Below are 23,747 nucleotides of genomic sequence, written 5' to 3'. Positions count from 1 at the left end.
AACCAAGCAGCAACTTATGTCCAAGACACCTCTTCCGCTCCATCGCATTCAAAAGCCGCCGATGACGCCGCAACGCCTGCGCCGCCTGATGCTGATCGGGTCGCTGGTGCTGCTGGCAGTTTGCTGGTCGGTGCTGGCCATGCTCAAGCCCGCGACTCAGGGCAAGATCGTCGTCACCGCCGGCGCTCCGGGCGGCATCTACTACAACTACGCCGAGCGCTACGCGCAAATTCTTAAACGCGACGGCATCACGCTCGACATCCGGCCGTCTTCGGGCTCGGTGGAAAACTTCCAGCGCCTGCGCGAAGAAGACAATGAATTCCAGGTCGGCTTTATCCAGTCCGGCACCGGCAACAGCGAACAGGCTCCCGGCATCCAGACCATCGCCGCCATCTCTTACGAACCGATCTGGGTGTTCTATCAGGGCTCAGCGACCTATGACCGCCTGTCGCAACTGCGTGGCAAACGTATCTCGCTCGGATTGCCCGGAAGCGGTCTGCGTATCGTCGCCAACGATCTGCTGACGGAAAACGGCATCACGACAAACAATTCCACGCTGGTGGAATTGAACGGCAACACTGCCTACGAACAACTGCTCAACAACAAGATCGATGCCGCCTTCTTCATCGGCCGCGCCGACAGTGAGCTGATCCATACCCTGCTCAACAGCGGTATCAAGCTGATGAGCTTTTCGCAAGCCGACGCGATGGTGCAAAAATTCCCGTCACTGTCGAAGATCATCTATCCGCGCGGCGCCACCAGCCTGATCAACGACAACCCGTCGCGCGACGTCACGCTGCTGGCGGCAACAGCCATGCTGGTGTCCAAGGAAAGTCTGCACCCGGCGCTGGCCTATCTGTTGCTGGACGCCGCCAACGTGATCCACAATGCGCCGGATTTTTTCACGCCGCGCAATTACTTCCCCAATCAAAACATCGAAGACTTCACCATCTCCGACGAGACGCGCCGCTATTTCAAATCCGGCCGTCCTTTCCTGCAACGCTACCTGCCGTTCTGGCTGGCCAACTTCATCGAGCGCCGCTTCACGATCCTGCTGCCGTTCATTGCGGTGCTGTTCGGTCTGATTCAAGCCGTGCCCCGCATCTATGAAGCCAGCATGAAAAAGCGGCTGGTGGTCTGGTACAAGGAAATCCATTTGCTGGAAGAAGAAATCTGGAATACCGAATCGCCCTCGGAAGACAAGCTCGCCGAGTGGCATCAGGAAATCGAAGAGATCGACGCCAACGCCAACCAGATCGATATTCCTCAGCGCTACTACGGCGACGTCTACGCGCTCAAGCAAGCGATACGCGTAGTCCGTGACCGCATCAGTGAAGCCGCGCATCAACGCGAAATAACAACAACATCTCTGCCTACGCAATGAAATTCAAACGCTTCACGAACAGCCTCGTCACCCGCCTGGTGCTTTTCGGCACCCTCGTCGTCTTCGCCAGCGGCATTGCGCGCTATTACGTATTGACCAATTTCCTGCACGAAGACCTGACCGAAGTCGCCGCCGAACAGCAAAGCACCATCGCCAGCTATCTGGCGCAAGACATCAATCACCGCATCATGGAGCGCCGCCACTATCTGGAACAACTGGCCACTTCGCTGCCGACGGAACTGATCGCTCAACCGGAAAAACTGGGCAACTGGCTGCGCGAACGGCAAGAGTTGCAACCGCTGTTTTCGCAAGGATTGTTCGTCACCAATGCAGACGGTGTCATCCTCGTCGACTATCCCGCGACCGTTGGACGTACCGGCTTGTCGATCAGCGGCTTTCCCGACTTTCATCTGGCCAAGGGTGGCAAGTTCATCATCGGCGAGCCGCTGCTAAGCCCGGCATCGCAGCAAGCCATCATCCCCATGCTGGCGCCGCTGAGGGATCACAGCGGCAAACTGGTCGGCGTCCTGGGCGGCACCACTGGACTGACCGCAGCCGGCTTCCTGGACCATCTGCAGCAGGCGCGCCTGGGAGAATCCGGCAGCTTTATCCTCGTGTCCCCGGCCAGGCGCATCATCATTGCCGCCAATGATCCGCACACCGTACTCAAACCGTTGCCGCAAGTTGGCGTCGACCCGGTACTGGATAAAGCCGTCGCCGGTTATCGCGGCACCGGCATCGGCAGCAACGGCACCGTCGAAGAAATCAAGGCCATCGCACCGGTGCCGAGCACCGGCTGGTTCGTCGCCGTGCGCCTGCCGGTCTCGGCCGCCCTGCCGACCGTCGAACATGTGCAGGCCTTCATCTTGCGCGGCGGGATGGCGCAGGCGCTGGTCATTTTCCTGCTGATCATCCTGGTGGTAGTGTGGTTCTTCCAGCCGCTACGACGCGCTGCCGATCAGGCCGAACGCATGACACGCGGCGACTTGCCGCTGACGCCGTTGCCGGTGGCGCGCGCGGACGAAGTCGGCGATCTGACAATGGCGTTCAATCGCCTGCTGTCACGATTGAAAGTGCATCAGGCCGAGCTCCAGCACCAGGCACACCATGACATCCTCACCGGCCTGCCCAATCGCGTCATGCTGGCCGACCGCATGCGACAAGCCATTGCGCACGCCAATCGCGATCACACCGGCGTGGCCTTGCTGTTCCTTGATCTGGACGGGTTCAAACCGATCAACGACACGCTGGGTCATAAAGCCGGCGACCAGGTGCTGCAGGAAATCACTCAACGGCTCCTGCGCGTGGCGCGCCACAGCGACACCCTCGCCCGGGTCGGTGGCGATGAATTCGTGCTACTGGCGACCGATCTGGGGAGCCCGCTCGCCCATGGTGCACGCGCACTCGCAGAAAAATGCATCAACGTCGTCGCCGAACCGCTGAAACTGCAGCAAGGCGATTATCAACTGGGCGTCTCCATCGGCATCGCCGTCTGCGACAGCGATTGCGATCCGGACACCTTGCTGCAGGCGGCAGACAAGGCCATGTACGACGCCAAAAGCCGGGGGCGCGGCTGCTACGTGATCGCTCCGGGTAACGCTTGCGTCTGATCCGCCACGGAGAACGCCATGAATAAAGCTGTCATACATAGCATCGAAGACGATACCGGCATGCACTGCGTCGACATTGCGCAGCATGCCGACGGCGCCTTCTCCTTCAAGACCTTTCGCAAGGATCCGGAAGATGAAGGAAAGTGGACGCTGGTCACCGACTATTCAAAGACGGTCTACCGCAGCGAGCAAGAAGCCCTGCAAGCCGTCAGCGACAAACTTCCTTGGGTCAGAGAACAACTTCTGAAACAGGGAAAATAAACTGCACGCGCATTTGCATGCGCGTCCCCCTCCATTCAGCCGTACGATCCAACATCGATTCAGCAAATGCGGCTAAGTTTGCCACCTTCGAGCCGGTTAAACTGCGGCAATGAGACGAGAGCATTCAGAAAAAAATTATCGGAGCCGCATGGCCCGGGTGGTCGCGGCGATCGCCGCAGATCCCATGGCGCAGCACCGCCTCGAAGACCTGGCTGCGATGGCGCATTTCTCGCCGTTTCATTTCCATCGCATTTATCGTAGCCTGATGGGTGAAACCGTGATGGACACCGTGCGCCGCATGCGGCTTGCCCATGCCGCCACTTTGCTGGCCGAAAACCGGCGCAGCGTCACCGATATCAGCCTTGAAGCCGGTTACGAAAGCCCCCAAGCTTTCACGCGCGCCTTCCTCCAGTACGCCGGCATATCGCCGCGCGAATTCCAGAAAAAGATCCATGTCATCGCCGACAAAGAAGCCGCGTCCCCAGACTCTCGGACATCGAGCACCCCGGAAGCCCGGCTCGTCGAACAAGCGGCATTTCGCATTCAGGCCCTGAGGCATCACGGTCCGGCCGGCACCATTCCTCATACGCATCGTCATCTGCGACAACTGGTTGGAAGCAGGCAGGCCACGCAATGGCTGGGGATCAGCTACGGCGACCCCGAGGCGGACGAGGGCTTTGTCTATTTTGCCGCTGCGGCGCTCGCCGACGACGGTCTGATTTCCGGCGAGCTTGAGCAGCTGGATATTCCCGCCGGGCCCTATGCCTCGCATACGCTGATGGGGCCGTACACGCAGATCAACGCCACCATCTCCGCGCTGTATTCACTGTGGCTGCCCTATAGTGGTTACGAGCCGGACGATCGGCCATTAATCGAGCGTTATCGCAACAATCCCCGCACCGTTGCACCAGCTGCGTTGCATACCGGCTTGCTGATCCCTGTTCGCCCCCTGCACCTCTCCACCCGCGCATGAACATAAAAACCATGAAGACAATATCGCCGCTGCGCGCACTGCTGATTTCCATCACGGGCATGCTTCTCTGCTGCGCCCCTTATGCCGGCGCCGTCGGCTTTCAGCATGTCACGGCGGCGGATCCAGATGGCGCGCCGCTGGAGGTCGGCATCTGGTATCCGAGCACCGCTGTACCTAAGCCTGTCTCCATGAGAGCAGTGACGCAGACTGTCGCCGTCGACGCCCCCGTCGATGGCGCAAAGTTTCCCCTGATCGTCATTTCCCATGGAACAGGCGGCTCCTATCTCGGACATTACGATACGGCCATTGCGCTGGCCGAAGCCGGTTTTGTGGTGGCGGCGGTGACACACACGGGCGACAATTTTGCCGACCAGAGTCGCAGTCTTTTCATCATGGAACGTCCGCGCCATATCAGCCGCATGCTCGACTACCTGCTGACTGCGTGGAGTGGACGCGATCATATCGATGGGCAGAAGATCGGCATGTTTGGCTTTTCCGCGGGGGGATTCACGACGCTGGTCAGTATCGGCGGCCATCCCGACATGGCCAAAATCGCGCCGTTCTGCCTGACGCACACAATGGATTTCGCCTGTCGGTTGATCGCGCGCAGTCGTGATGCAACCAATCCCGCAGATGTGAATACAGCGCCCGTCAGCAAGAATGGATCAAAAGATGTCCGTATCAAAGCCGCCGTGGTCGCAGCACCAGCCCTTGGGTTCACCTTCTCGCCCAACGGCCTGCGCGATGTTAATGTTCCGATCCAGTTGTGGCGCGCCGAAGACGACGACATCCTGCCTCAGCCGTCGTACGCGGAAGCTGTCCGCCTTGCGCTGTCGCAGACGCCTGAATATCACGTTGTCGCCAAAGCAGGACATTTCGATTTTCTGGCGCCTTGCAACGACGTGCTGGCGGCACGCGTACCGGAAATCTGCCGCAGTGCTTCCGGTTTTGACCGGCGCGAATTTCATGCGATGTTCAATCAGTCGGTGGTCGGATTTTTCCGGAAAACCTTAGACGCCGCTCAATAGCAAACCGCCCCGGCACGTCGCAATGACATGCCGGGGCGGTGTGAAAAAATCAGGTATTACAAGGCATTCATCAGAAGTCGACCGACATCGTCGTGACGAAAGTACGCGGCGTGCTCAACACCAGGTAGCCGGAATTGGATGCACCGCCGGCGGATTCCCAGTAATTCTTGTTGGTCAGGTTTTCCACAGAACCGCGGAAGGTCACAACCTGCCCCGCGATCTGCGTGATGTAGCGCGCGCCGAGATCGTAACGAACCCATGATGGCACTTGCTGCTTGTTGGCGGCATCCAGATACTGCGTGGAGGTGTAGGTAGTGCGGCCGTTGATGGTCAAGCCCTTCACACCTGGAATGTCCCACTCTGCACCAACATTGGCTTGCGTCTTCGGAACACCAATGGCGTAGTTGCCGTTATTGGCGCTGACAGAAGTCTGTTCCTGCCTGGCTCGCAAGAAGGTCAGGCCAGCCAGCACACGGACGCTCTTGAGCGGTTCGCCGACTGCGGTAAATTCGACGCCACGATTGCGCTGCTCGCCGTTGGTGCTTTCGATATTGGTTGTAGTGTCCTTGTACGCCAGCGGTTTCGTTGTTGTGAAGAAGGCCACGCCCAATGCCACCTTGCCGGCATCATATTTGGCGCCGATCTCCTTTTGCTTGGACTTGTACGGCGACAGGACCTGGCCGAAATTGGCGGCTGTCGTATCGGTGATCTGTTTGCCTTGCTGCAGACCTTCAATATAGTTTGCGTACAGGGAGAGATTTTTGATCGGCTTCACGACAAGGCCAGCCACCGGCGTCACGGCGCTTTGGTTGTAGCTCGTGGTCGACAATTTTGTGACGTAGGAATAGGCATTGGCCTTCAGATTCTGATTGCGCGCACCCAGCGTCAACGAAATCATGTCGTCGTAAAAGGACATCGTGTCGGCGATCGCCACACTCCATAATTGTGTCTTACTGGTCGTTTGCGGGCTGGACAAATTACCGCCGGTGGTCGAGGTCAATACCGGTATCGCGCTGTAGACCGGCGAATAGATGTTGGTGCTCAAGCCGCCGGTGGTGCTGGTGGCAAAGGCGTTGCGGGAATCCTGCCAATAGCTCGACGCCGTGGAGCTGATCGTATGGGCTACCGGTCCGGTGTTGAATTTGGTGCGCAGGCCGATTTCACCGGTACGCACAGTATCTTCACGCGCATTGTCGAAACGGCGTGCGGTTGCCGCGCCATTCAGATTGGCGACCGTCGGACCGGAGAGTGAATTGTTTTCCGTGCCGTAGCGCGTTCCCAGCGCCGCCCACGCCATGGTCTTGTCGTTCAGATCCCATTCGCCGCGGAGCGTGCCGAACTTGTCGCGCTCATTCGAAAACACCCAAGGTTGTCCGAAATTGGTGGAGCCGCTTGGCGCCCTCGGCACGGAGGTCAAGGTGGTCGGAACCGAGACGCTCGGTCGCGGATTGGTCAGGTTGTTTTCCTGATAGCCCATGTCTGCGGACAGACGGAAACTGTTGCCGCGATAGTCGAGGCCGACAGTCATCAGATTGACTTCGCGATTTTCGCCGTTGACTGCAGTACCGCCTTCGCGGCGCACACCGTTGATACGGATGCCGATGCGATCGTCCGGACCGAAACGGCGGCCGATATCCGCAGCAACGTAGGTCTGGCCGCCGGTTTCATAGCCGGTGGTGAATTGCGTCACCGGTTCCGAACCGGCGCGCTTGGGCAGCAAATTGATCGTACCGCCGAGGCCGCCGTCGCCGGGAGCTGCGCCATTCAGGAAGGCGCTGGCGCCCAGAAAGACTTCAACGCGTTCGACCATTTCCGCCGCGACATACTGGCGCGGCAGGATACCGTACAAACCGTTATAGGACAGGTCATCCGAATTGGCGATGAAGCCACGGATCATGTACGACTCCTGATAGTTGCCGAAGCCGCGTGTGACGCGCACCGCCGGATCGTTTTTGAGCACGTCGCCGACACCGCGAGCCTGCTGGTCCTTGATCAGCTCTTGCGTGTAAATGGTGCTCTTGAATGGCGTGTCCAGAAAATCCTGTGTCCCCAGAAATCCGACCCGTCCACCACGGGCTACCTGGCCGCCCGCATACGCTTCCGACAGACCTGCCGCCGAAGCGTCGGCAGAAGCATTCACCGTCACGGAAGGCAAGCTCCCTTCCGCTTTGGCCGGCTCACTGTTACCTGCAGCGGCGGTCTGTGCTGATGCGAATTGCGGAAGCGACACAGGAACGATGAAAGCTAGCGCCAGGGCCAAAGCCATGGGGGAAAGACGTGGGTACATAAAATCCTTTGAGAGGCCTCTGGAACTGACCGTTCCGTGATGAGCGAAGGCCGGTAGAGGATGGGAATTGACGAGTTTTCACGAATTATAATTGATAACAATTACCATTTTCATTCTCAACCACTAAATTCTACGCGTTATGTTGCATGACTCATACACCCGCTGGCGAGAGGGCTTGCGAGCAACAGACCTGTCTGAATTTGCGCAACAAGGAGGAAACGGTGTCGCGGAATTCACCGTTGCATACCAAAGCAACGCCAGTCGAAATGCCTCGTCAAGATGCGGGAAAGAAGCTGAAGCCTGAAACCGAGGACACGCCGCCAACCGATAAAACCGGATTACCGGGCATCGTCATCACCGCCCACCGCATGTCTTTCTGTATCCACGAACCCACATCGACATATCGCAACGTCTCCGCAATTCGGTCTCGCCTGAAAATGATGCAGAGCAATCGCACGCCCCTCTTGAAACGCACTGACATGGAACAGAAAAAGACGTGAAAACCGCATAAAACGGTGCACGTCTAATTCTCATTTTCTCCAGTATGGACAAAGCTTTCCGGGCAATCTGACTTATACTTTTGACGGCAGAGCCGATGTCCGGCACGCAAGCAGCAGGCCGTGATGAGACTATTCAGGCTGCCGACGCAATCAGCATGAAGCCTGACGCGCCCTCCGCTGTTTGCGTCTTCCGTTACTTTGTTCGATTCTTTGTTCGATCCGTGCACGTCCGTACGAGTGCGTCCTGCTCCATCCGCTGCATACGCAATACAAGTCGACACGTTTAATTGGGAGAGAAAATGAAATTTGCGAAATTCCTGGCGCGCTGTTCTGTTACCACACTGATGATCGCTGCATTCGCCGCATCCAACGCCAACGCCGATGCGCTGACTGACATCACCAAATCCGGGACCATTCGCATTGCGGTCCCTCAGGACTTTCAACCTTACGGTTCCGTCAATTCCGAGATGCAGCTGCAAGGCCTGGATATTGATGTCTCCAAGCTCATCGCCAAGGGCATGGGCGTGAAAGTGGAACTGGTTCCGGTCGCCAGTGCCAACCGCATTCCCTATCTGCAGACGCACAAGGTCGATCTGGTGATTTCAACGCTGGGACGCAATGCGGAACGCGACAAGGTACTGGACTTTTCGCAGCCGTATGCGCCTTTCAACAATAGCGTTTTCGGCGCCGCCGACATCAAGGTCAGCGGCCCTGCCGATCTGGCCTCGCAGGTCGTGGGCGTAGCGCGCGGCACGTTTGAAGATATTCAGCTGACCGCTTCTGTGCCGGCAAGCGCCACCATCAAGCGCTATGAAGACAACAATACGCTGATCTCGGCCTATGTATCCGGCCAGGTCAAGCTGATCGGCACCGGCGACTTCGTGGCGATCACCTTGGGTGAAAAAGATCCGGCGCACAAACCGGTCTTCAAGTACGTCATCCAGGAATCACGCTGCGTGGTCGGGCTGAACAAGAGTGAACCGGCTTTGCAAGCCAAGGTCAACGACATCCTGACCAAGGCGAAGAAGTCCGGCGAGCTCAACGCACTGGTCAAGAAGTGGCTTAATGTGCCGCTGCCGGACAAGCTCGCTAGTGCTTACGAATAAGGCTTACGTCTCTTTTTTGAAATCGCAATCCTATCCGGTGATCGTCATGCAGCGATCACCGGAATGCATTCTTTCCCGCCAACTCCCCTGCTAGCTGGCATGTACTCCGGCCAATTCCCGATGTGCCGACGGTGAATGCGTTTCAAACTTCTTCCACACGCGCCGCAACTGGCGACCGGAATGGAATCCGGATTTTTCAGCGACACGCTCGATGTCCAGCGGCGATTGCGCCAGCAGGTCGCGCGCCAGTGCAATGCGAATACGATGGATGTAGTCAATCAGGCTGTCGCCGGTGTGTTCGCGAAACAAACGCGTCAGATGGCGTTCGCTGGTGCAGGCGATGTCGGCCAATTGCGCCACGCTCCAGTCTTGTGCGGGATCCTTGATCACGGCGTTCTGTACGCGATGCACCGCCGGGTGCAAGTGATTGCGCGCCGTCAGCCAGGGCGACAATTGCGGATCGCTGCCGGTACGGCGCAGGTAGACCACCAATGACCGCGCCACCGATGCGCTGCAAGCGTGGCCGGCAATCTGGGCGACGATATGCAGAGCGAGGTCAATACCGGTGGTCACCCCGGCGCTGGTGTAGACAGGGCCGTCTTCCACGAAGATGCGGTTTTCCAGCACATCCGCCTGCGGTGCAAAACCGCGCAATTCGTTGATATGGCTATGGTGGGTAGTGCATTTGCGCTTAACCAGCAAACCCGCGTACGCCGCCAGCAAAGCACCGGTGCAGATACAGACCAGCCGGTGATACGGCCGGTAGTGCTGTTGTAACCAGCGTACGGCGGCCTGATCGGCGTGATTGCTGAAGTCGTCGTCCTTGTCGATACAGCCGCTGAGGACCAGCATGGCGTTGTCGGGCAAGCCGTCCGGCAAGGGCTCGATGCCGGTCAATGTCAGACCCACCGAGGTCGCCACTTCACGATGGGCGCTGATGAAACGCAGATCGAAGTATGGTGGGCAATCGGATTTCTCGGCGAAGCGGTTGGCGTAGCGCAATACTTCCGCCGGACCGATCAGGTCAAGCGTGAGCGCTGATTCTCGCAGCAAGAAATAAACCGGGATGGTGGCGCCCCGAGTTGCTGTCTGTTCCATGATTCCCTCTGCCGGTGAGACGTAGGAAACCATGGTATCGCATGTGCATCTCTCCAGCCACGCCTGCCGAGGACAAAGACCGGACAAATTCAGCCATCACATAAAATCAATTTCTATGCGGATCAGGAGTACAGCGTAGGTTCCGGCAACAGATGCTCAAGCGCGTAGCGGCCGACATCACGCAGCTTGTAGTCGATGGGGTCATGCAAGGTATGCGTGCGGGCGTTGCGCCAGAAGCGGTCCAATCCCAAGCTTGCCTTGGTGGCGCGCGCGCCGCAAACGTCGAACACGTCTTGCCCCACCGCCAACGCCGCGCGATGCGCGAGCACCTTGGCTTCGGCAACTGCCAGCGCCGCCCTGCCGCGCTGTTCGGCGACGAGTTGCGGACCGATGCGCCACACTTTGTCCAGCTCCACACCGGCCTCATCGGCTAACGCGCGGGCGGCGCGAATCTGCAGATGCATTTCGGCATAGCGATGAATCACATAAGGATCGTCCGCCGCGCGCTGTACGCCGGCGGCAAACCATGGCCGCCCCTGATTGAGCGTGTAGTCACGCGCCTGTTCGAATGCGCCTTCGGCCATGCCGAGATAAAGATTAACCAGAATCAATTGCGCCACCACGCCACGCAGCGAGAGGAAAGGCGTTGATACGCCGTCGGGCCGGAACAGTACCTCGCTCCACTCCAGGCGCACCTGCTCGTAACTGACGGAAGTACTGTCGGTCTGGCGTTGCCCGATCGGATCCCAGTCATCATGGATGGAGATGCCTTTGCGTGCAGTCGGGAGTACGGCGATCAGTATCTTTCCGCTGGGCTGGTGCAAGGCAGTGGTCAGCAGGCGATGCGAGCCAAGCGTGCCGGAACAGAATCCTTTAACGCCCTGCAGGACCAGACCACCATCCTGCTCAGCGGCGGTCAGACGCGGGTCGGCGGGATTGGCGGAATTGCCCCACCAGTGATTCAGGGCGACCGTTTCGCTCAGATAAAGCGCCCGCTGTTCATCAGAGCCGTAAGACAGCACGCCCGACAATTGCAAGGTCTGGAATGCCAGCAGATGCGCCATCGCGCTGTCGACGCGGGCGATGCGGCGCACAATGGCGAAAGTCTCGCTCCACGACGCGCCGATACCGCCGTATTCTTTCGGCACCACCAGCAGCAGCAAACCGTTCTGGCGCAGCAGCTCCTTTTGTTCAGCTGCGTGACCGCCTGCCCTGTCGCGCTCGGCGGCGGTGCGCGCCAGCTCTTCTTCGATGGCCGGCAAGGCGGCGTGAATGATGTCCAGGGTCCAATGGGTCATGGCGAAGCTTTCGGCAAATTTCAGTGAGCGGAAGTGTCGAGGCTGGGCGTCAAATACGAAACAAATTTTTTCGCATAACGATATGCGCCGGATGTTCGCCGATCTCCAGCCGATCAGCCCGGATCAGCGCACCGGCAGAAACTGCAGAAACGATCCGCCCAGCAGGTTTTGCACGTAGCTGATGCCGGCACGGCGGTATTTTTCAGTAACGAACTCCGCCAGCAGATCCAGTCGGCCGACTATCTTGCCGAACTCGCGCTCAAAACTGAGGTTGCGCTCAGTTGCATTGATCTCGTCGGACAGCAGCAAAGGCTGGCCGGCGGTGTTGCGGCGATTGGAGAGCATCCAGACGGCGATTTCGATATTGCGCGCGGCATTGTAGAGATATTGGGCGTCGAGACCGTCGATGAGGAAGAATTCGATCTTGCCGCCATGGGCCGTGATGATCATGTCGGCCGTGGCGTAGATGAACGCAGCCACGCGATCCCCCTTGAAATCTGGCGACAGGGCCAGCGACATGGCGGCGATGTCGTGCTTGCCCTGCAGATCGACCCAGGTCTGGCGCTTTTCGACGGCCTCGCGCACGCGTTTGACGACTTCTTCGCGGCTGGCGCCGGACTTCTTCCACTCGGCAGGATTGCGGCGGTAGAGCTTGTCCATCAGCAGATAGAGGCTCTCAAGGTTGTCGCGCATGGCCAATGTCGCCATGCGGTTGGCGTCGGACTGTCCCATTTCTCGCGAGCTGGCGGAGGCGCCTTTGACTTCGCCATGGTTGGTAGGCGCCGAAGAACAGGCGGCTAACATGGCCGCCAATGCAGCCATCAGCGTAACGACGGACAATACGGACGAGCGCGCGGCGGCGGTTGGTCTCATTTTTTGCATCCCGCTATGACTATCGGATGCTGAAAGGAGTTCGACCGCGATTGTCTCCGTGGCGATCAGCACTCCAGAAAGCAACATCCATCGACATGCCGGCCGGAGCAACGCTTGTGCCTCATAAGCAAATGTTTACTCTCGCCGGATAATGTCCGCCAGCATATAACGACATGCTGAGAATTCGCTGACTTTTTTGGAAATCTGCCGCTGTCCCTGCAAACGGACGCAAAAACGGACGTAAAAAAGAGAGGCCGCAGCCTCTCTTTCTTCGCTCAATCAACCGGCCTGATCAGGCCTGCGCCGGCAATTGCATCCCGGTCAGATAGCCGACCGTGGCGCCGAAGCGGTCTTTGTAGTTGGCGCGCACCAACGGATCCAATGCATCCTTGACCTTATCGTGCAGCGGTTTTTCCCAATCGCCGGCATGCTGAAAATTGCTCATGACGTAGGTCCAGCCGTTGATTTCGTCGACGGCGTGCAGGCCGGTCGATTCGGCCCCTGCCGGACAGGACAGGATGCGCGAGAGCTGCTTGCTGTCGACGTTGTAGGCCCACAGGAAGTTATTGACGTGCATGCCGCTGTCTTCGCCGATGAAGAGCGTGCGCAGCTTTTCCGAGAACTTGATGTTGTCCGGATTGGCGATCCTGTCCGCGTGCGCCAGATTGCCCAGCGCGTCGGGCTGCTTCAGGTCCTCGCCGATCAGAGCTGCCGGCGGCGCCATGTCGACCGGCACCCAGGCGCTGTCGATGGCGCTACCGGACAGGTCGTTCTGGCCGCCCTTCATGTTCAGCGCATACACGGCACCGGCCTTCGGGCCTTGCACCTTGATGCCGCCGGAACCATCTAGCATCGAGGTCTGCACATAAGACATGGCCGAGTAGGCGATCTTGTCTCTGGCGTTGACGGTGGTGCCTTCCATCTTGGTGAAGCCGAGGCTGCCGCCTTTGAGCGCAGCATAGCGATGGGTTTCGAGGAAAGCGGCGGCTTGCTCCATGCCTGGCTTGAGCTTGACCCAGTTGGTTTTACCGTTGAACGGGATCTTGGTATAAGAAGCATCCTGCGGGTCGCTGGTCTTGACGTCCATGATGTCGGCGACCTTGAGCTTGTCGGCCAGGGCTTTGATCTCTGCGCTGCTGGCGTGGCCCAGCTTGACCCAGTTGAGCGTACCTGCACCTGGGCCGACACCGGAAGTCTGTGTCCATTTTGCGACGTAGAGCGTGCCGGCCGACAGGTCCGCTTCACGGTCGGCGATGAACATGAACAATCCGCCGTTGGTGGCGTCGTCGCCCATCAGCACCGTGCGGCGATCCGGCATGACTTGCACCAGTTCGTGAGAAATGCGGCCGAGGCAGAAATGCTTGACCACGCTGCCGCTACCGTCGGCGTGGACGGTGATTTCCGGCAGATGGCCGTAGTGGTAAGGATTGGCTTTGGCGGCATCGCCGAACAGGTTCTTGCTGAAAGCCTGGAACTGGACGTTGCTGGCAATGGCCGCAGCGTCCGGTTCGTACTCTTCGCTCGACAGATGAGTATTCCACGGCGACAGGCTGGCGCCGCAGGTGATCCACAGGCCATTGACCGACGAGGTGTCGACGTTGTGATATTTAACGAGCGACAATTTGCCGGTCTGCGGATCCTGATCCAGCGTCAGCACGGCAATCGGCGACGGCAACTGGCCGTACATGGCGGCCTGCTTCTGGTCGCGCGTGGTGTATTCGAACTGGACCACGGCGAACACGGCATTACCCTTAACGCCGGCGACTTGCGCCCCCTTCATTGTCAGCAAAGACGAGCCGTCGGGACAATCCGAGAAAAAGTGACGCTCTCTGCCGGGCACCGAGCGATCGATGATCGGCTGATTGTTGATGTCGTAGTAACCACCGGCCAGCATCTTGCCGCCCTTGCCGTCCGGCACCATATCGCCGGTCATGAAAAACGGCTGATAAGCCAGTTGATAGCTTTGCTTGGCCCCACTGTTGAACACCACGTCCAGGCTCGATTGCACGGTCGTGGCCGCCATTGCCGCCGGATTCGCCAGCGAGGGCGCCGGCATGCTGCTGAAGGTGGCCGAGGCGAAACCACTGCGATTGGATGCTGTGGCGCAACCTGCCAGCAGGCCGGAGGCGGTCAGCGCCAATGGCAACAGCGGCGCGCTGGCGAAGGCCTTGAGCAAATCGCGACGTTTTGGCTGGACTTCAGAGGCAATTCTGGCGAGTTTCATGGCGATTTTTCCTTTGAGATAACGAGCTGACAATTCAAGCTGACAGATACCTGACAGCAATCGCGTGATGCTAATCGACCAACATGACCGCTTTGTGACAGAGGAATAGCCCTTCCAGTCTTGTATAATGCGAGGTTTGGTTTGCAAAAGACATAATCATGGAAGCAGAACGCCTCAATTCCCTCCAATCCCTGCTGGACGACCTCGCGGTGCGTGCAGCTGAATTACGGAGGTATCTTTGACTTCGATGTGAAGTCAGAGAAACTCGACCAGGTCAACGGCGAATTGGAAGATCCGGAAGTCTGGAACGACCCCAAGCGCGCGCAAGATCTCGGCAAAGAAAAAAAATCGCTGGAAAACATCGTCCACACGCTGATCAAGATTGACGGCGACCTGAGCGACACGCGCGACCTGTTCGCCATGGCGCGCGAGGAAAAAGACGAAGACACGCTGATCGCCATCGAAGCCGATGCAGAAACCCTGAAGGGTCTGGTCGAGGGCATGGAATTCCGCCGCATGTTCAGCAACCCGATGGATCCGAACAACTGCTTCATCGACATCCAGGCCGGCGCCGGCGGCACCGAAGCCCAAGACTGGGCGTCCATGCTGCTGCGCCAGTATCTGCGCTACTGCGAGCGCAAAGGCTTCAAGGCTGAAATCATGGAACAGTCCGACGGCGAAGTTGCCGGCATCAAGACTGCAACCATCAAGGTTGAGGGCGAATACGCCTACGGCTTCCTGCGCACTGAAACCGGCGTGCACCGCCTCGTGCGCAAGTCGCCGTTCGACTCCGCCAACGGTCGCCACACTTCGTTTTCGAGCTTGTTCGTCTATCCGGAAGTGGATGAATCCTTCGAGATCGACATCAATCCGGCCGACGTGCGCGTGGATACCTATCGCGCTTCCGGCGCCGGTGGTCAGCACATCAATAAAACCGATTCCGCGGTACGCCTGACCCACGGCCCCAGCGGCATCGTCGTGCAATGCCAGAACGATCGCAGCCAGCACCGCAACCGCGCCGAAGCGTGGGACATGCTGCGCGCCAAACTGTTCGAACTGGAACTGCGCAAGCGCATGAGCGAACAACAAAAACTGGAAGACTCCAAGACCGACGTCGGCTGGGGCCACCAGATCCGCTCTTATGTGCTGGACCAGTCGCGCATCAAGGACTTGCGCACCAACTTTGAAATGGGCAACACCAAGGCAGTGCTGGATGGCGATCTGGACGGTTTCATTGCCGCCTCGCTGAAACAGGGCGTCTGATTCCGGTAGCATCCGGCGTCCATACATGGCCGCCGGATGCAATCATCGAAGCCGGCTTTTTAGCGCCTCCAGCACCCACGCTTATTAACGAATTCTCGACATCATGACCACACAAAACGATAACGCCGCTCAGCCAGCGCAACAACAGCCGCCAGTAGATGAAAACACCATCATCGCCGAGCGCCGCTCCAAGCTGAATGCGATCCGCGAGCAAGGCGTCGCCTTCCCCAACGATTTCCGTCCTGAACACAAGGCCGCCGAATTGCACGCGCAATATGGGGAGCTGGATAACGAAGCGCTGGAAGCCAATCCGGTCAAAGTCTCGATCGCCGGCCGCATGATGTTGAAACGCGTGATGGGCAAGGCCTCGTTCGCGACACTGCAAGACTCATCCGGTCCGCGCGCCGACGGCCGCATGCAGCTCTACATCACCAACGACGTCACCGGCCCGGAAGCGCACGGCGCCTTCAAGCATTACGACCTGGGCGATATCCTCGGTGCCGAAGGCACGCTGTTCAGGACCAAGACCGGCGAGTTGTCGGTCAAGGTAACCGGCCTGCGCCTGATCACCAAGTCGCTGCGCCCGCTGCCGGACAAGTTCCACGGCCTGTCGGACCAGGAGACCAAATACCGCCAGCGCTACGTCGACCTGATCATGAGCGAGGAAACACGCCGCACCTTCAAGGCGCGTACCGCTGCGATGTCATCGATCCGCCGCTTCATGGAAAAGAACGACTTCATGGAAGTCGAAACGCCAATGCTGCACACCATCCCCGGCGGCGCAGCGGCCAAGCCTTTCATCACGCATCACAATGCGCTGGACATGCAGATGTTCCTGCGTATCGCGCCTGAGCTGTACCTGAAGCGCTTGGTGGTCGGCGGCTTTAACCGCGTGTTTGAAGTCAACCGCAACTTCCGCAACGAAGGTGTTTCGCCGCGTCACAATCCTGAATTCACGATGATGGAATTCTATGCGGCCTATGTCGATTACCAATGGCTGATGACTTTTACCGAACAAGTGATCCGCCAGGCTGCGATCGATGCGCACGGCACCGCCACGCTGACCTATCAGGGCCGTGAACTGGATCTGGCCAAGCCGTTCCAGCGCCTGACCATCACCGGCGCGATCAAGAAGTACGCACCCGAATACACCGACGAACAACTGAACGACATCGACTTCCTGCGCACTGCGCTGAAGAAGTTCGGCGTCAAGACCGATCAGGCGCCATTGGCAAAAGCCGGCATCGGCGCGCTGCAACTGGCGCTGTTTGAAGAAACCGCAGAATCGCAATTGTGGGAACCGACCTACATCATCGACTACCCGGTCGAAGTGTCGCCGCTGGCGCGTGCATCCGATACCGTTGCGGGCATCACCGAACGCTTTGAACTGTTCATCACCGGCCGCGAAATCGCGAACGGCTTCTCCGAGCTGAATGACGCCGAAGACCAGGCCGCACGCTTCCAGGCGCAAGTCGCCGCGAAGGATGCGGGCGATGAAGAAGCCATGTATTACGATGCCGATTACATCCGTGCACTTGAATACGGCATGCCGCCGGCCGGCGGTTGCGGCATCGGCATCGATCGCCTGATGATGTTGATCACTGACTCCCCGAACATCCGTGACGTGATCCTCTTCCCTCACCTGCGCCGCGAAGACTAAACACCAAAAGGGACGCCCAGAAAGCAGATGTTTCTGGGCATTCAGGCAAGAAATCAGCAGCCAGATCAGCAGCCCGTAGGCGCACTTCACGTGTTCCTACGGGCTGTTTCCTTTTGTCTTACAAACGCCTTACAAGTTTTTACAACTGACACACTATCCGCATTTCTTCACTGAACTTTGCCCCCCATAATCGCCTCATACCAACATCACAACACCAATATAAAGAGGCCATCATGGAAGTCGTCAAATCACCCAGCCGCATTCACCCCTTAGTCGCCACTGCAGCAGTGGCCATCACTTTGGTCAGTCTGGTTGGCGTCGCTGCCATTACCGGCCTGCTTCCGACATCGAACAGCAACAATGCGCCGCAACAAGCCATGCTGGACACGGCAGCGCCGCAGTCACAACAGGCAATGCAGCAAGCGCAAAATAATGCGCAACCTATTCCACAATCTGCACCGAAACCAAACTATGCAGCACAACCGCAACAAAGCAGCGGCTACGGCACACCGGCCCCGGCGCCAGTTGCACGCTGCTCCAGCTGCGGCGAAGTCCAGGCCGTGCGTGCCGTTCAACACACACCAAAGGCCAGCGGTGTCGGCATTGTTGCCGGCGCAGTGCTAGGCGGAGTTCTGGGCAATCAGATCGGTAACGGCAACGGCCGCACCCTCGCAACAGTCGCCGGTGCTGGCGCAGGCGGTTACGCAGGTAACGAAGTTGAAAAACGCACTCGCACTACAACCACCTACGTCGTTGACGTGCGTATGGAAAACGGCAGCGTCCGCTCGTTCCCGCAATCGGGTGAAGGCTGGCGCGTCGGCGATCAGGTCCGTGTCGTCAATGGCCATCTGACCGGTCGCGGTTAATAACTGCAGGGAAAACTGCAGCGCCATATAAAGAGCAATACAGATCAAAGCCGTGCTCACTTAAAGTGACACGGCTTTTTATTTGATGTTTATCGCTAAGCTTCTTCACCCCAGATAACAATTTTTGCAGCCATCTGTCGCGGAAGGGCACCGAACGGCGCCTATTGATGCAAACAAACAACTCATTGGTCTCGAAGTAGTTCTAATCATCAGACTTGTTTTTGTACTCGGGACACGATCAGCATCACATGGCTTGAATATTTTACATGCGCCCCCTAAGATCAATTGGCAATCTCGTCAATAAATGGTCTTTGAAATGCGCAGTCAGACTCCAATCCCCTGTTCCTCATTTGGCCTCAAAATCCTTCCATGGTTGTTGTCGGTCGGCGCACTTTCCGTTCCTGCCGGCGCAAGTGAAACGCTCAAAAAAATCCAGGACAATCGAACCGTGAACGTGGCATTCATGGGGATGATCGACAACTTGTCTCCATTCGTCCAAATCGAGCCTGATGGCGAAGTCAGCGGCTACTCCATCGATATTTGCCTGAAGATCGTTCAGGGCATTAAACAGGAAATGCGACTTCCAAATCTCAAAATTCAATTTGTGCCGGTCAATACCAGGACGCGCTTCACCGCCCTGCTCTACAATCGCGCTGATCTTGAATGCAGCGTCAGCACCAACAATGCCGAACGGCGCAAGAAAGTTTCTTTTACCATTCCGCATTTTTTCACGAGCGTCCGCATGCTGGTACGCACAAATTCAGGTATCAAGAATTGGAGTGACCTGCGCAATAAACGCGTCGTCACAACCAAGGGAACCGCGATGACCGACGTCATCAGTAAGAACAGCAACATCGCAGCCCTTGATCTGGCCGTCACTGAACTCGAGTCTGATCTGGATTGCATAAAAATGCTGGAACGCGGCCTGGCCGATGCGTTCATCATGGACGAAGTTCTGCTATATGCAGCGCGCTCCAGTGCTGAAAAACCCGATAAACTAGCTATTGCGGGGACGGCGCTTTCCGTCGAACCTTATGCCATCATGCTTCGCAAAGATGACCCCGCATTCAAGAAAATGGTGGACAAACAGATGGCCAAACTTGTCGCCAGTGGAGAAATCGTCAAACTTTATAACCACTGGTTCATGCAACCAATCGGGCCCGATCGCAAATCGCTGAACATACCGATGAGTTACATGCTGCGCGATTCGCTCCGCTATCCCACGGACAAGATTACGAATTGAACTGCGTTGCTGACAAAATCAGCCACCGGACAAATAAAAGGAAGAAACAGAATCGAATCGCAGGACGCGTCGAATTGAATAAAAACCGGAAATTATTTAGAAGAAGTGAAGTGGCCTGCCCTAAGGGAATCGAACCCCTAACCTACGGCTTAGAAGGCCGTTGCTCTATCCGGTTGAGCTAAGGGCAGATCAAGAGGATCCAGGTAAAAATACACTACTTGAAATCGTCTTCGGAAATGAAAACGGGCTGTCTTTCGACAGCCCGTTTATGTGTGGTCGGAGTACAAGGATTCGAACCTTGGACCCCCTGGTCCCAAACCAGGTGCGCTACCGGGCTGCGCTACACTCCGAGAAGCGAGATAATATCCCGATAGGGGTATTCGGTCAACACCTTCTTCACATTTTTCTTCAAATATTTTACTTTTTTCTCTGCACAAGCCCCTCACTTGTTTGTCCGTCAGACATCTCCGACATTCCTCATCCCGCGCAATCTCAATCTCCATCTACGTTTGAAAGCTGAAACACTCCTTGCAGTTTGGTTACACCTTGTTTCGCTTTCCTGATCGAAGATAAGTACATGCATGCGATCAATAATCATTGTTCGATTTCGACCCCCGCAACTTCCTGCATTTTTTGCTGCGCGAATTTCCGAAATAGACATGAATGGATGACTGATTCTTTCGCACCACCCGCAACGTCAGGAGAAACATCGTGAATAAAAAAAGCCTCGCCTGGATCGCCACTGCAATTTTCTCGCTGGCGTCAGGCATGTCGCAAGTCTCCGCACAAGACATGAATCGTCCTCCGGCAGTATTTACCCAGGAAGACCTTGATCAGATGCTGGCGCCGATCGCCTTGTACCCTGATTCTCTGTTGGCGCAAGTGTTGATGGCGGCGACTTATCCTCTGGAAGTTGTGCAAGCCGCCCGCTTCATGGACAGCCGCCCTGGCCTGCAAGGCGACGGTCTTGCGCGCGCCATTGCACCCATGCCGTGGGATCCCAGCGTCAAGTCGCTGGCGCAATTTCCTTCCGTGCTGGCGATGATGAATGACAAGCTGGATTGGACGCAGCGCCTGGGTGATGCCTTTCTGTCGCAACAGGCCAATGTGATGGATACCGTACAAAACCTGCGCGTCAAAGCGCAAATCGCCGGCAACCTGCAATCGACTAATCAGCAACGCATCCTGGAACAGGATCAGGTCATCGTGATCGAGCCGGTCAATCCGCAGGTGATCTATGTGCCTTATTACAATCCGACCATCGTATACGGCGGCTGGTGGTGGCCGCAACGCCCGCCGGTATATTGGGCGCCGCCGCCGCGCTATCGTCCGCCCAGCTATAACGTATCGATCAATACGGGTATCTTCTTCGGCGCGGGAACCGGTATCGTCCGCTCGGTCTACAGCGATGCACGTCCCGACTGGCGGCAGCATCATGTGCTAGTCAACAATGTCCGCATCAATAACGTCAATGTCACCAACAACGTGACCAGAAATGTCACCGTCAACAATCAACCCGTCGTGTGGCAGCACAATCGCCGCAATGGCCCGAATGATCGCCGTCCGGACGTGGGCAATGTGTCGCGCCTCAATATCGCGCCTGCCGCGCCGGCACCCCGTGCCCAGAATGCACCCATGCAGGCCGTAGCACCTGCAGTTGCGCCGCGTCCCGAACAACGCCCCGGCCAGCCGCCGGTTGCCGCCGAGCGCGAGAATCCTAACAATCGCGACAATCGTGACCATCGCGACCGCCCTGACCGCAATCCACAAAACGACCAACGGCCACCGCAGGCACGGCCTCCACAAGCGCTCATGGCGCCGAACAATCCACCGCAACCGCAGCAAGCTGTTCCGCGTCCGCAACCGGTGCCGCAAGTACATGCAGCCCCACCGGCGCCGCAGATGCCTGTCGTTCGCCCAGTTCGCCAGGAAAACGAACATCGTCAGGAACGCCAGGCACAACACATCCAGCAGCAACAGCAACAACAAAGACCCGCGCCGGAAGTTCGCACAGCGCCGCCGCGTCCTCCTGAAAGACACGAGTCGGCGCCCCGGCCGGAGCCAAGGCCTCAACAACGTGAAGAGCGCCCCAATCGCCATGACGACAAGTAAGGGATAAGCAATGCCTGGCTGCAACATAGGCAGGCCGGCTGTCCGGCGCATCCATGAACTTGGCCGAATATGGCCCTGAATACGCTATAATCTCGGCTTCCGAGACGTGACCGGACGCTATCCGAAGGGTTGGATCTTCCAGCCCTTTTTCGTTTCCGTCACATCCATCAGGCGACCTCGCTCTCAATGAGCGCACAGTCCGCTCATGGCTCTCATCGCTAACGCCTTACGACCCACCGAATTACGATGCAAGACATTACTTCCGATTCCGAGAACGAAGACACTGGCTCGCGCAGCAAGGCTCCGCTTGAGCTGATCGCTCGCGAAGTGGCGCGACGCCGCACCTTCGGCATTATTTCCCACCCGGATGCGGGTAAGACGACGCTGACCGAAAAGCTACTGCTGTTCTCAGGAGCAATTCAGTTGGCCGGTACCGTCAAGGCGCGCAAGAGCGGCCGCCATGCGACGTCCGACTGGATGGAAATCGAAAAGCAGCGCGGCATCTCGGTGGCAAGCTCGGTGATGCAGTTCGAGTACCGCGACCACGTCGTCAACCTGCTCGACACCCCCGGCCACCAGGACTTCTCGGAAGATACCTACCGTGTGCTGACGGCGGTCGACTCGGCGTTGATGGTGATCGATGCCGCCAAGGGTGTGGAAGAACAGACCATCAAGCTGCTCAACGTTTGCCGCATGCGCAACACGCCCATCATCACCTTCATGAACAAGATGGACCGCGAAACACGCGACCCGCTTGAACTGTTGGATGAACTGGAATCGGTGCTGAAGATTCAATGCGCGCCGGTCACCTGGCCGATCGGCATGGGCAAGAACTTCCGCGGCGTGTATCACCTGCTGCGCGACGAAATCATGCTGTTCAAGGCAGGCGAGGAACGCGCCGACGGCAACGTTGAAATCATCAAGGGCATCGACAATCCCAAGCTGGTGGAAATGTTCCCGCTGGAAATCGAACAGCTCAAGATGGAAGTCGAACTGGTGCATGGCGCATCACATCCGTTCAGCCTGGAAGACTTCCTGGCCGGCATCCAGACACCGGTGTTTTTCGGTTCGGCGATCAACAACTTCGGCGTGCGCGAAATCCTCAACGCCCTGCTCGACTGGGCTCCGGGTCCCGGTGGACGCGACGCCACCGTGCGCAGCGTGGAGCCGAACGAAGCGCCATTCTCGGGCTTCGTGTTCAAGATCCAGGCCAATATGGACCCCGCTCACCGCGACCGTATCGCCTTCCTGCGCGTGTGTTCCGGCCGCTTCGAACGCGGCATGAAACTCAAGCATCTGCGCCTGAACCGCGAGATCAAGGTGTCGTCCGTCGTGACCTTCATGGCATCGAGCCGCGAGCAGGTGGAAGAAGCCTACGCCGGCGACATCATCGGCTTGCCGAACCACGGCAACATGCAGATCGGCGACAGCTTCTCCGAAGGCGAACTGCTGCAGTTCACCGGCATCCCCTACTTCGCGCCGGATTTCTTTCGCGTTGCGCGTATCCGCAATCCGCTCAAGATCAAGCAATTGCACAAGGGCTTGCAGCAGCTCGGCGAAGAAGGCGCGGTGCAGGTCTTCAAGCCGACCAACAACAGCGACCTCATCCTCGGCGCGGTCGGCGTGCTGCAGTTTGAAGTCGTGGCCAGCCGCTTGCTGAATGAATACGGCGTCGACGCCGTGTTCGAAGGCACCAGCATCAGCAGCGCGCGCTGGGTGACCTGCGAAGACAAGAAGATGCTGGCCGATTTCGAAAAATCCTCGGCCGGTTTCAACCTGGCGCATGATGCCGCCGGCAACCTCGCGTACCTGGCGACCTCGGGTGTGAACCTGCGCCTGACGCAGGAACGCTGGCCGGAAGTCACCTTCCACGCGACACGCGAACACGCTGCCAAGCTGGATTAAGCGCATCGGGTCTGCCCGTGTTGCAATAAAAAATCCCCGCCAGATGCGGGGATTTT

At 57.9% G+C, this 23,747-nt stretch carries 18 protein-coding genes and 2 tRNA genes; 13 read left to right on the top strand and 7 right to left on the bottom strand.

Annotation, left to right across the window (positions count from 1 at the left end; all coding sequences use genetic code 11):
* Positions 1-16 precede the first annotated feature (16 nt).
* The 5 genes from AC1RN6_RS11240 to AC1RN6_RS11220 all read left to right on the top strand — a co-directional run bounded on the left by AC1RN6_RS11240 (position 17) and on the right by AC1RN6_RS11220 (position 5,256).
* Positions 17-1,384, top strand: a complete 1,368-nt coding sequence (locus AC1RN6_RS11240) for a TAXI family TRAP transporter solute-binding subunit (protein ID WP_493005318.1) — start codon at positions 17-19, stop codon at positions 1,382-1,384.
* Positions 1,381-2,994: a diguanylate cyclase domain-containing protein gene (locus AC1RN6_RS11235; RefSeq protein ID WP_493005317.1), complete on the top strand. Its 1,614-nt coding sequence runs from the start codon at positions 1,381-1,383 to the stop codon at positions 2,992-2,994. Before AC1RN6_RS11240 ends, AC1RN6_RS11235 begins: the two co-directional genes overlap by 4 nt.
* Positions 2,995-3,012: 18 nt before the next feature.
* Complete coding sequence (locus tag AC1RN6_RS11230) at positions 3,013-3,255, top strand: hypothetical protein (RefSeq protein ID WP_493005316.1); 243 nt, start codon at positions 3,013-3,015, stop codon at positions 3,253-3,255.
* A 148-nt stretch (positions 3,256-3,403) separates the two neighbouring features.
* Positions 3,404-4,228, top strand: coding sequence for an AraC family transcriptional regulator (locus tag AC1RN6_RS11225; RefSeq protein ID WP_493005315.1), 825 nt, complete (start codon positions 3,404-3,406; stop codon positions 4,226-4,228).
* Positions 4,225-5,256, top strand: coding sequence for an alpha/beta hydrolase family protein (locus AC1RN6_RS11220; protein WP_493005313.1), 1,032 nt, complete (start codon positions 4,225-4,227; stop codon positions 5,254-5,256). Before AC1RN6_RS11225 ends, AC1RN6_RS11220 begins: the two co-directional genes overlap by 4 nt.
* Positions 5,257-5,326: 70 nt before the next feature.
* Here the strand turns inward: AC1RN6_RS11220 and AC1RN6_RS11215 are convergent, their stop codons facing one another.
* The gene (locus AC1RN6_RS11215) at positions 5,327-7,402 is read right to left on the bottom strand and encodes a TonB-dependent receptor (RefSeq protein WP_493005888.1); all 2,076 of its coding nucleotides are present in this window, start codon (positions 7,400-7,402) and stop codon (positions 5,327-5,329) included.
* Positions 7,403-7,689: 287 nt separating this feature from the next.
* Between AC1RN6_RS11215 and AC1RN6_RS11210 the strand changes: the two genes are divergently transcribed.
* Positions 7,690-8,043 carry a hypothetical protein gene (locus AC1RN6_RS11210; RefSeq protein WP_493005310.1) on the top strand — a complete coding sequence of 118 codons (354 nt, stop codon included), beginning with the start codon at positions 7,690-7,692 and terminating at the stop codon, positions 8,041-8,043.
* A 299-nt stretch (positions 8,044-8,342) separates the two neighbouring features.
* Positions 8,343-9,149, top strand: a complete 807-nt coding sequence (locus AC1RN6_RS11205; RefSeq protein WP_493005309.1) for a transporter substrate-binding domain-containing protein — start codon at positions 8,343-8,345, stop codon at positions 9,147-9,149.
* A 90-nt stretch (positions 9,150-9,239) separates the two neighbouring features.
* Here the strand turns inward: AC1RN6_RS11205 and AC1RN6_RS11200 are convergent, their stop codons facing one another.
* The 4 genes from AC1RN6_RS11200 to AC1RN6_RS11185 form a co-directional block, all read right to left on the bottom strand.
* Positions 9,240-10,247, bottom strand: coding sequence for a GlxA family transcriptional regulator (locus AC1RN6_RS11200; RefSeq protein WP_493005307.1), 1,008 nt, complete (start codon positions 10,245-10,247; stop codon positions 9,240-9,242).
* A gap of 122 nt (positions 10,248-10,369) precedes the next feature.
* On the bottom strand, positions 10,370-11,545 hold the full coding sequence (locus AC1RN6_RS11195; RefSeq protein ID WP_493005306.1) for an acyl-CoA dehydrogenase family protein: 1,176 nt from the start codon (positions 11,543-11,545) through the stop codon (positions 10,370-10,372).
* 123 nt (positions 11,546-11,668) lie between these two features.
* The gene (locus AC1RN6_RS11190) at positions 11,669-12,418 is read right to left on the bottom strand and encodes a hypothetical protein (protein ID WP_493005305.1); all 750 of its coding nucleotides are present in this window, start codon (positions 12,416-12,418) and stop codon (positions 11,669-11,671) included.
* A 292-nt stretch (positions 12,419-12,710) separates the two neighbouring features.
* Entirely contained in the window at positions 12,711-14,642 is a 1,932-nt protein-coding gene (locus tag AC1RN6_RS11185) for a PhoX family protein (protein WP_493005304.1), read from the bottom strand.
* A gap of 158 nt (positions 14,643-14,800) precedes the next feature.
* Between AC1RN6_RS11185 and prfB the strand changes: the two genes are divergently transcribed.
* The 4 genes from prfB (at position 14,801) to AC1RN6_RS11165 (ending at position 19,674) form a co-directional block, all read left to right on the top strand.
* A protein-coding gene (gene prfB, locus AC1RN6_RS11180; protein ID WP_493005303.1) for a peptide chain release factor 2 occupies positions 14,801-15,905 on the top strand; the annotation gives its coding sequence in 2 pieces (ribosomal slippage) (positions 14,801-14,881 and positions 14,883-15,905; 1,104 coding nt in all).
* 103 nt (positions 15,906-16,008) lie between these two features.
* The gene (lysS, locus tag AC1RN6_RS11175; RefSeq protein WP_493005302.1) at positions 16,009-17,565 is read left to right on the top strand and encodes a lysine--tRNA ligase; all 1,557 of its coding nucleotides are present in this window, start codon (positions 16,009-16,011) and stop codon (positions 17,563-17,565) included.
* A gap of 233 nt (positions 17,566-17,798) precedes the next feature.
* Positions 17,799-18,431: an outer membrane lipoprotein gene (locus AC1RN6_RS11170; RefSeq protein ID WP_493005300.1), complete on the top strand. Its 633-nt coding sequence runs from the start codon at positions 17,799-17,801 to the stop codon at positions 18,429-18,431.
* Positions 18,432-18,747: 316 nt separating this feature from the next.
* On the top strand, positions 18,748-19,674 hold the full coding sequence (locus AC1RN6_RS11165) for an amino acid ABC transporter substrate-binding protein (RefSeq protein WP_493005298.1): 927 nt from the start codon (positions 18,748-18,750) through the stop codon (positions 19,672-19,674).
* Between the two features lie 111 nt (positions 19,675-19,785).
* On the opposite strand, the gene AC1RN6_RS11160 is transcribed toward AC1RN6_RS11165, so the two are convergent.
* Both AC1RN6_RS11160 and AC1RN6_RS11155 read right to left on the bottom strand, forming a co-directional pair.
* Positions 19,786-19,862, bottom strand: a tRNA-Arg gene (locus AC1RN6_RS11160).
* Positions 19,863-19,947: 85 nt separating this feature from the next.
* A tRNA-Pro gene (locus AC1RN6_RS11155) sits at positions 19,948-20,024 on the bottom strand.
* Between the two features lie 361 nt (positions 20,025-20,385).
* Between AC1RN6_RS11155 and AC1RN6_RS11150 the strand changes: the two genes are divergently transcribed.
* A complete protein-coding gene (locus tag AC1RN6_RS11150) occupies positions 20,386-21,786 on the top strand; it encodes a DUF3300 domain-containing protein (RefSeq protein WP_493005295.1) in 1,401 nt (466 codons plus the stop codon).
* A 246-nt stretch (positions 21,787-22,032) separates the two neighbouring features.
* Positions 22,033-23,691 carry a peptide chain release factor 3 gene (locus tag AC1RN6_RS11145; RefSeq protein ID WP_493005294.1) on the top strand — a complete coding sequence of 553 codons (1,659 nt, stop codon included), beginning with the start codon at positions 22,033-22,035 and terminating at the stop codon, positions 23,689-23,691.
* Positions 23,692-23,747: the final 56 nt, after the last annotated feature.

The sequence above is a fragment of the Herbaspirillum sp. GW822-FHT03A08 genome (assembly GCF_058801885.1).
The sequence above is the reverse complement of the archived record's forward strand: the minus strand, read 5'-3'. Positions and strand labels throughout refer to the sequence as shown.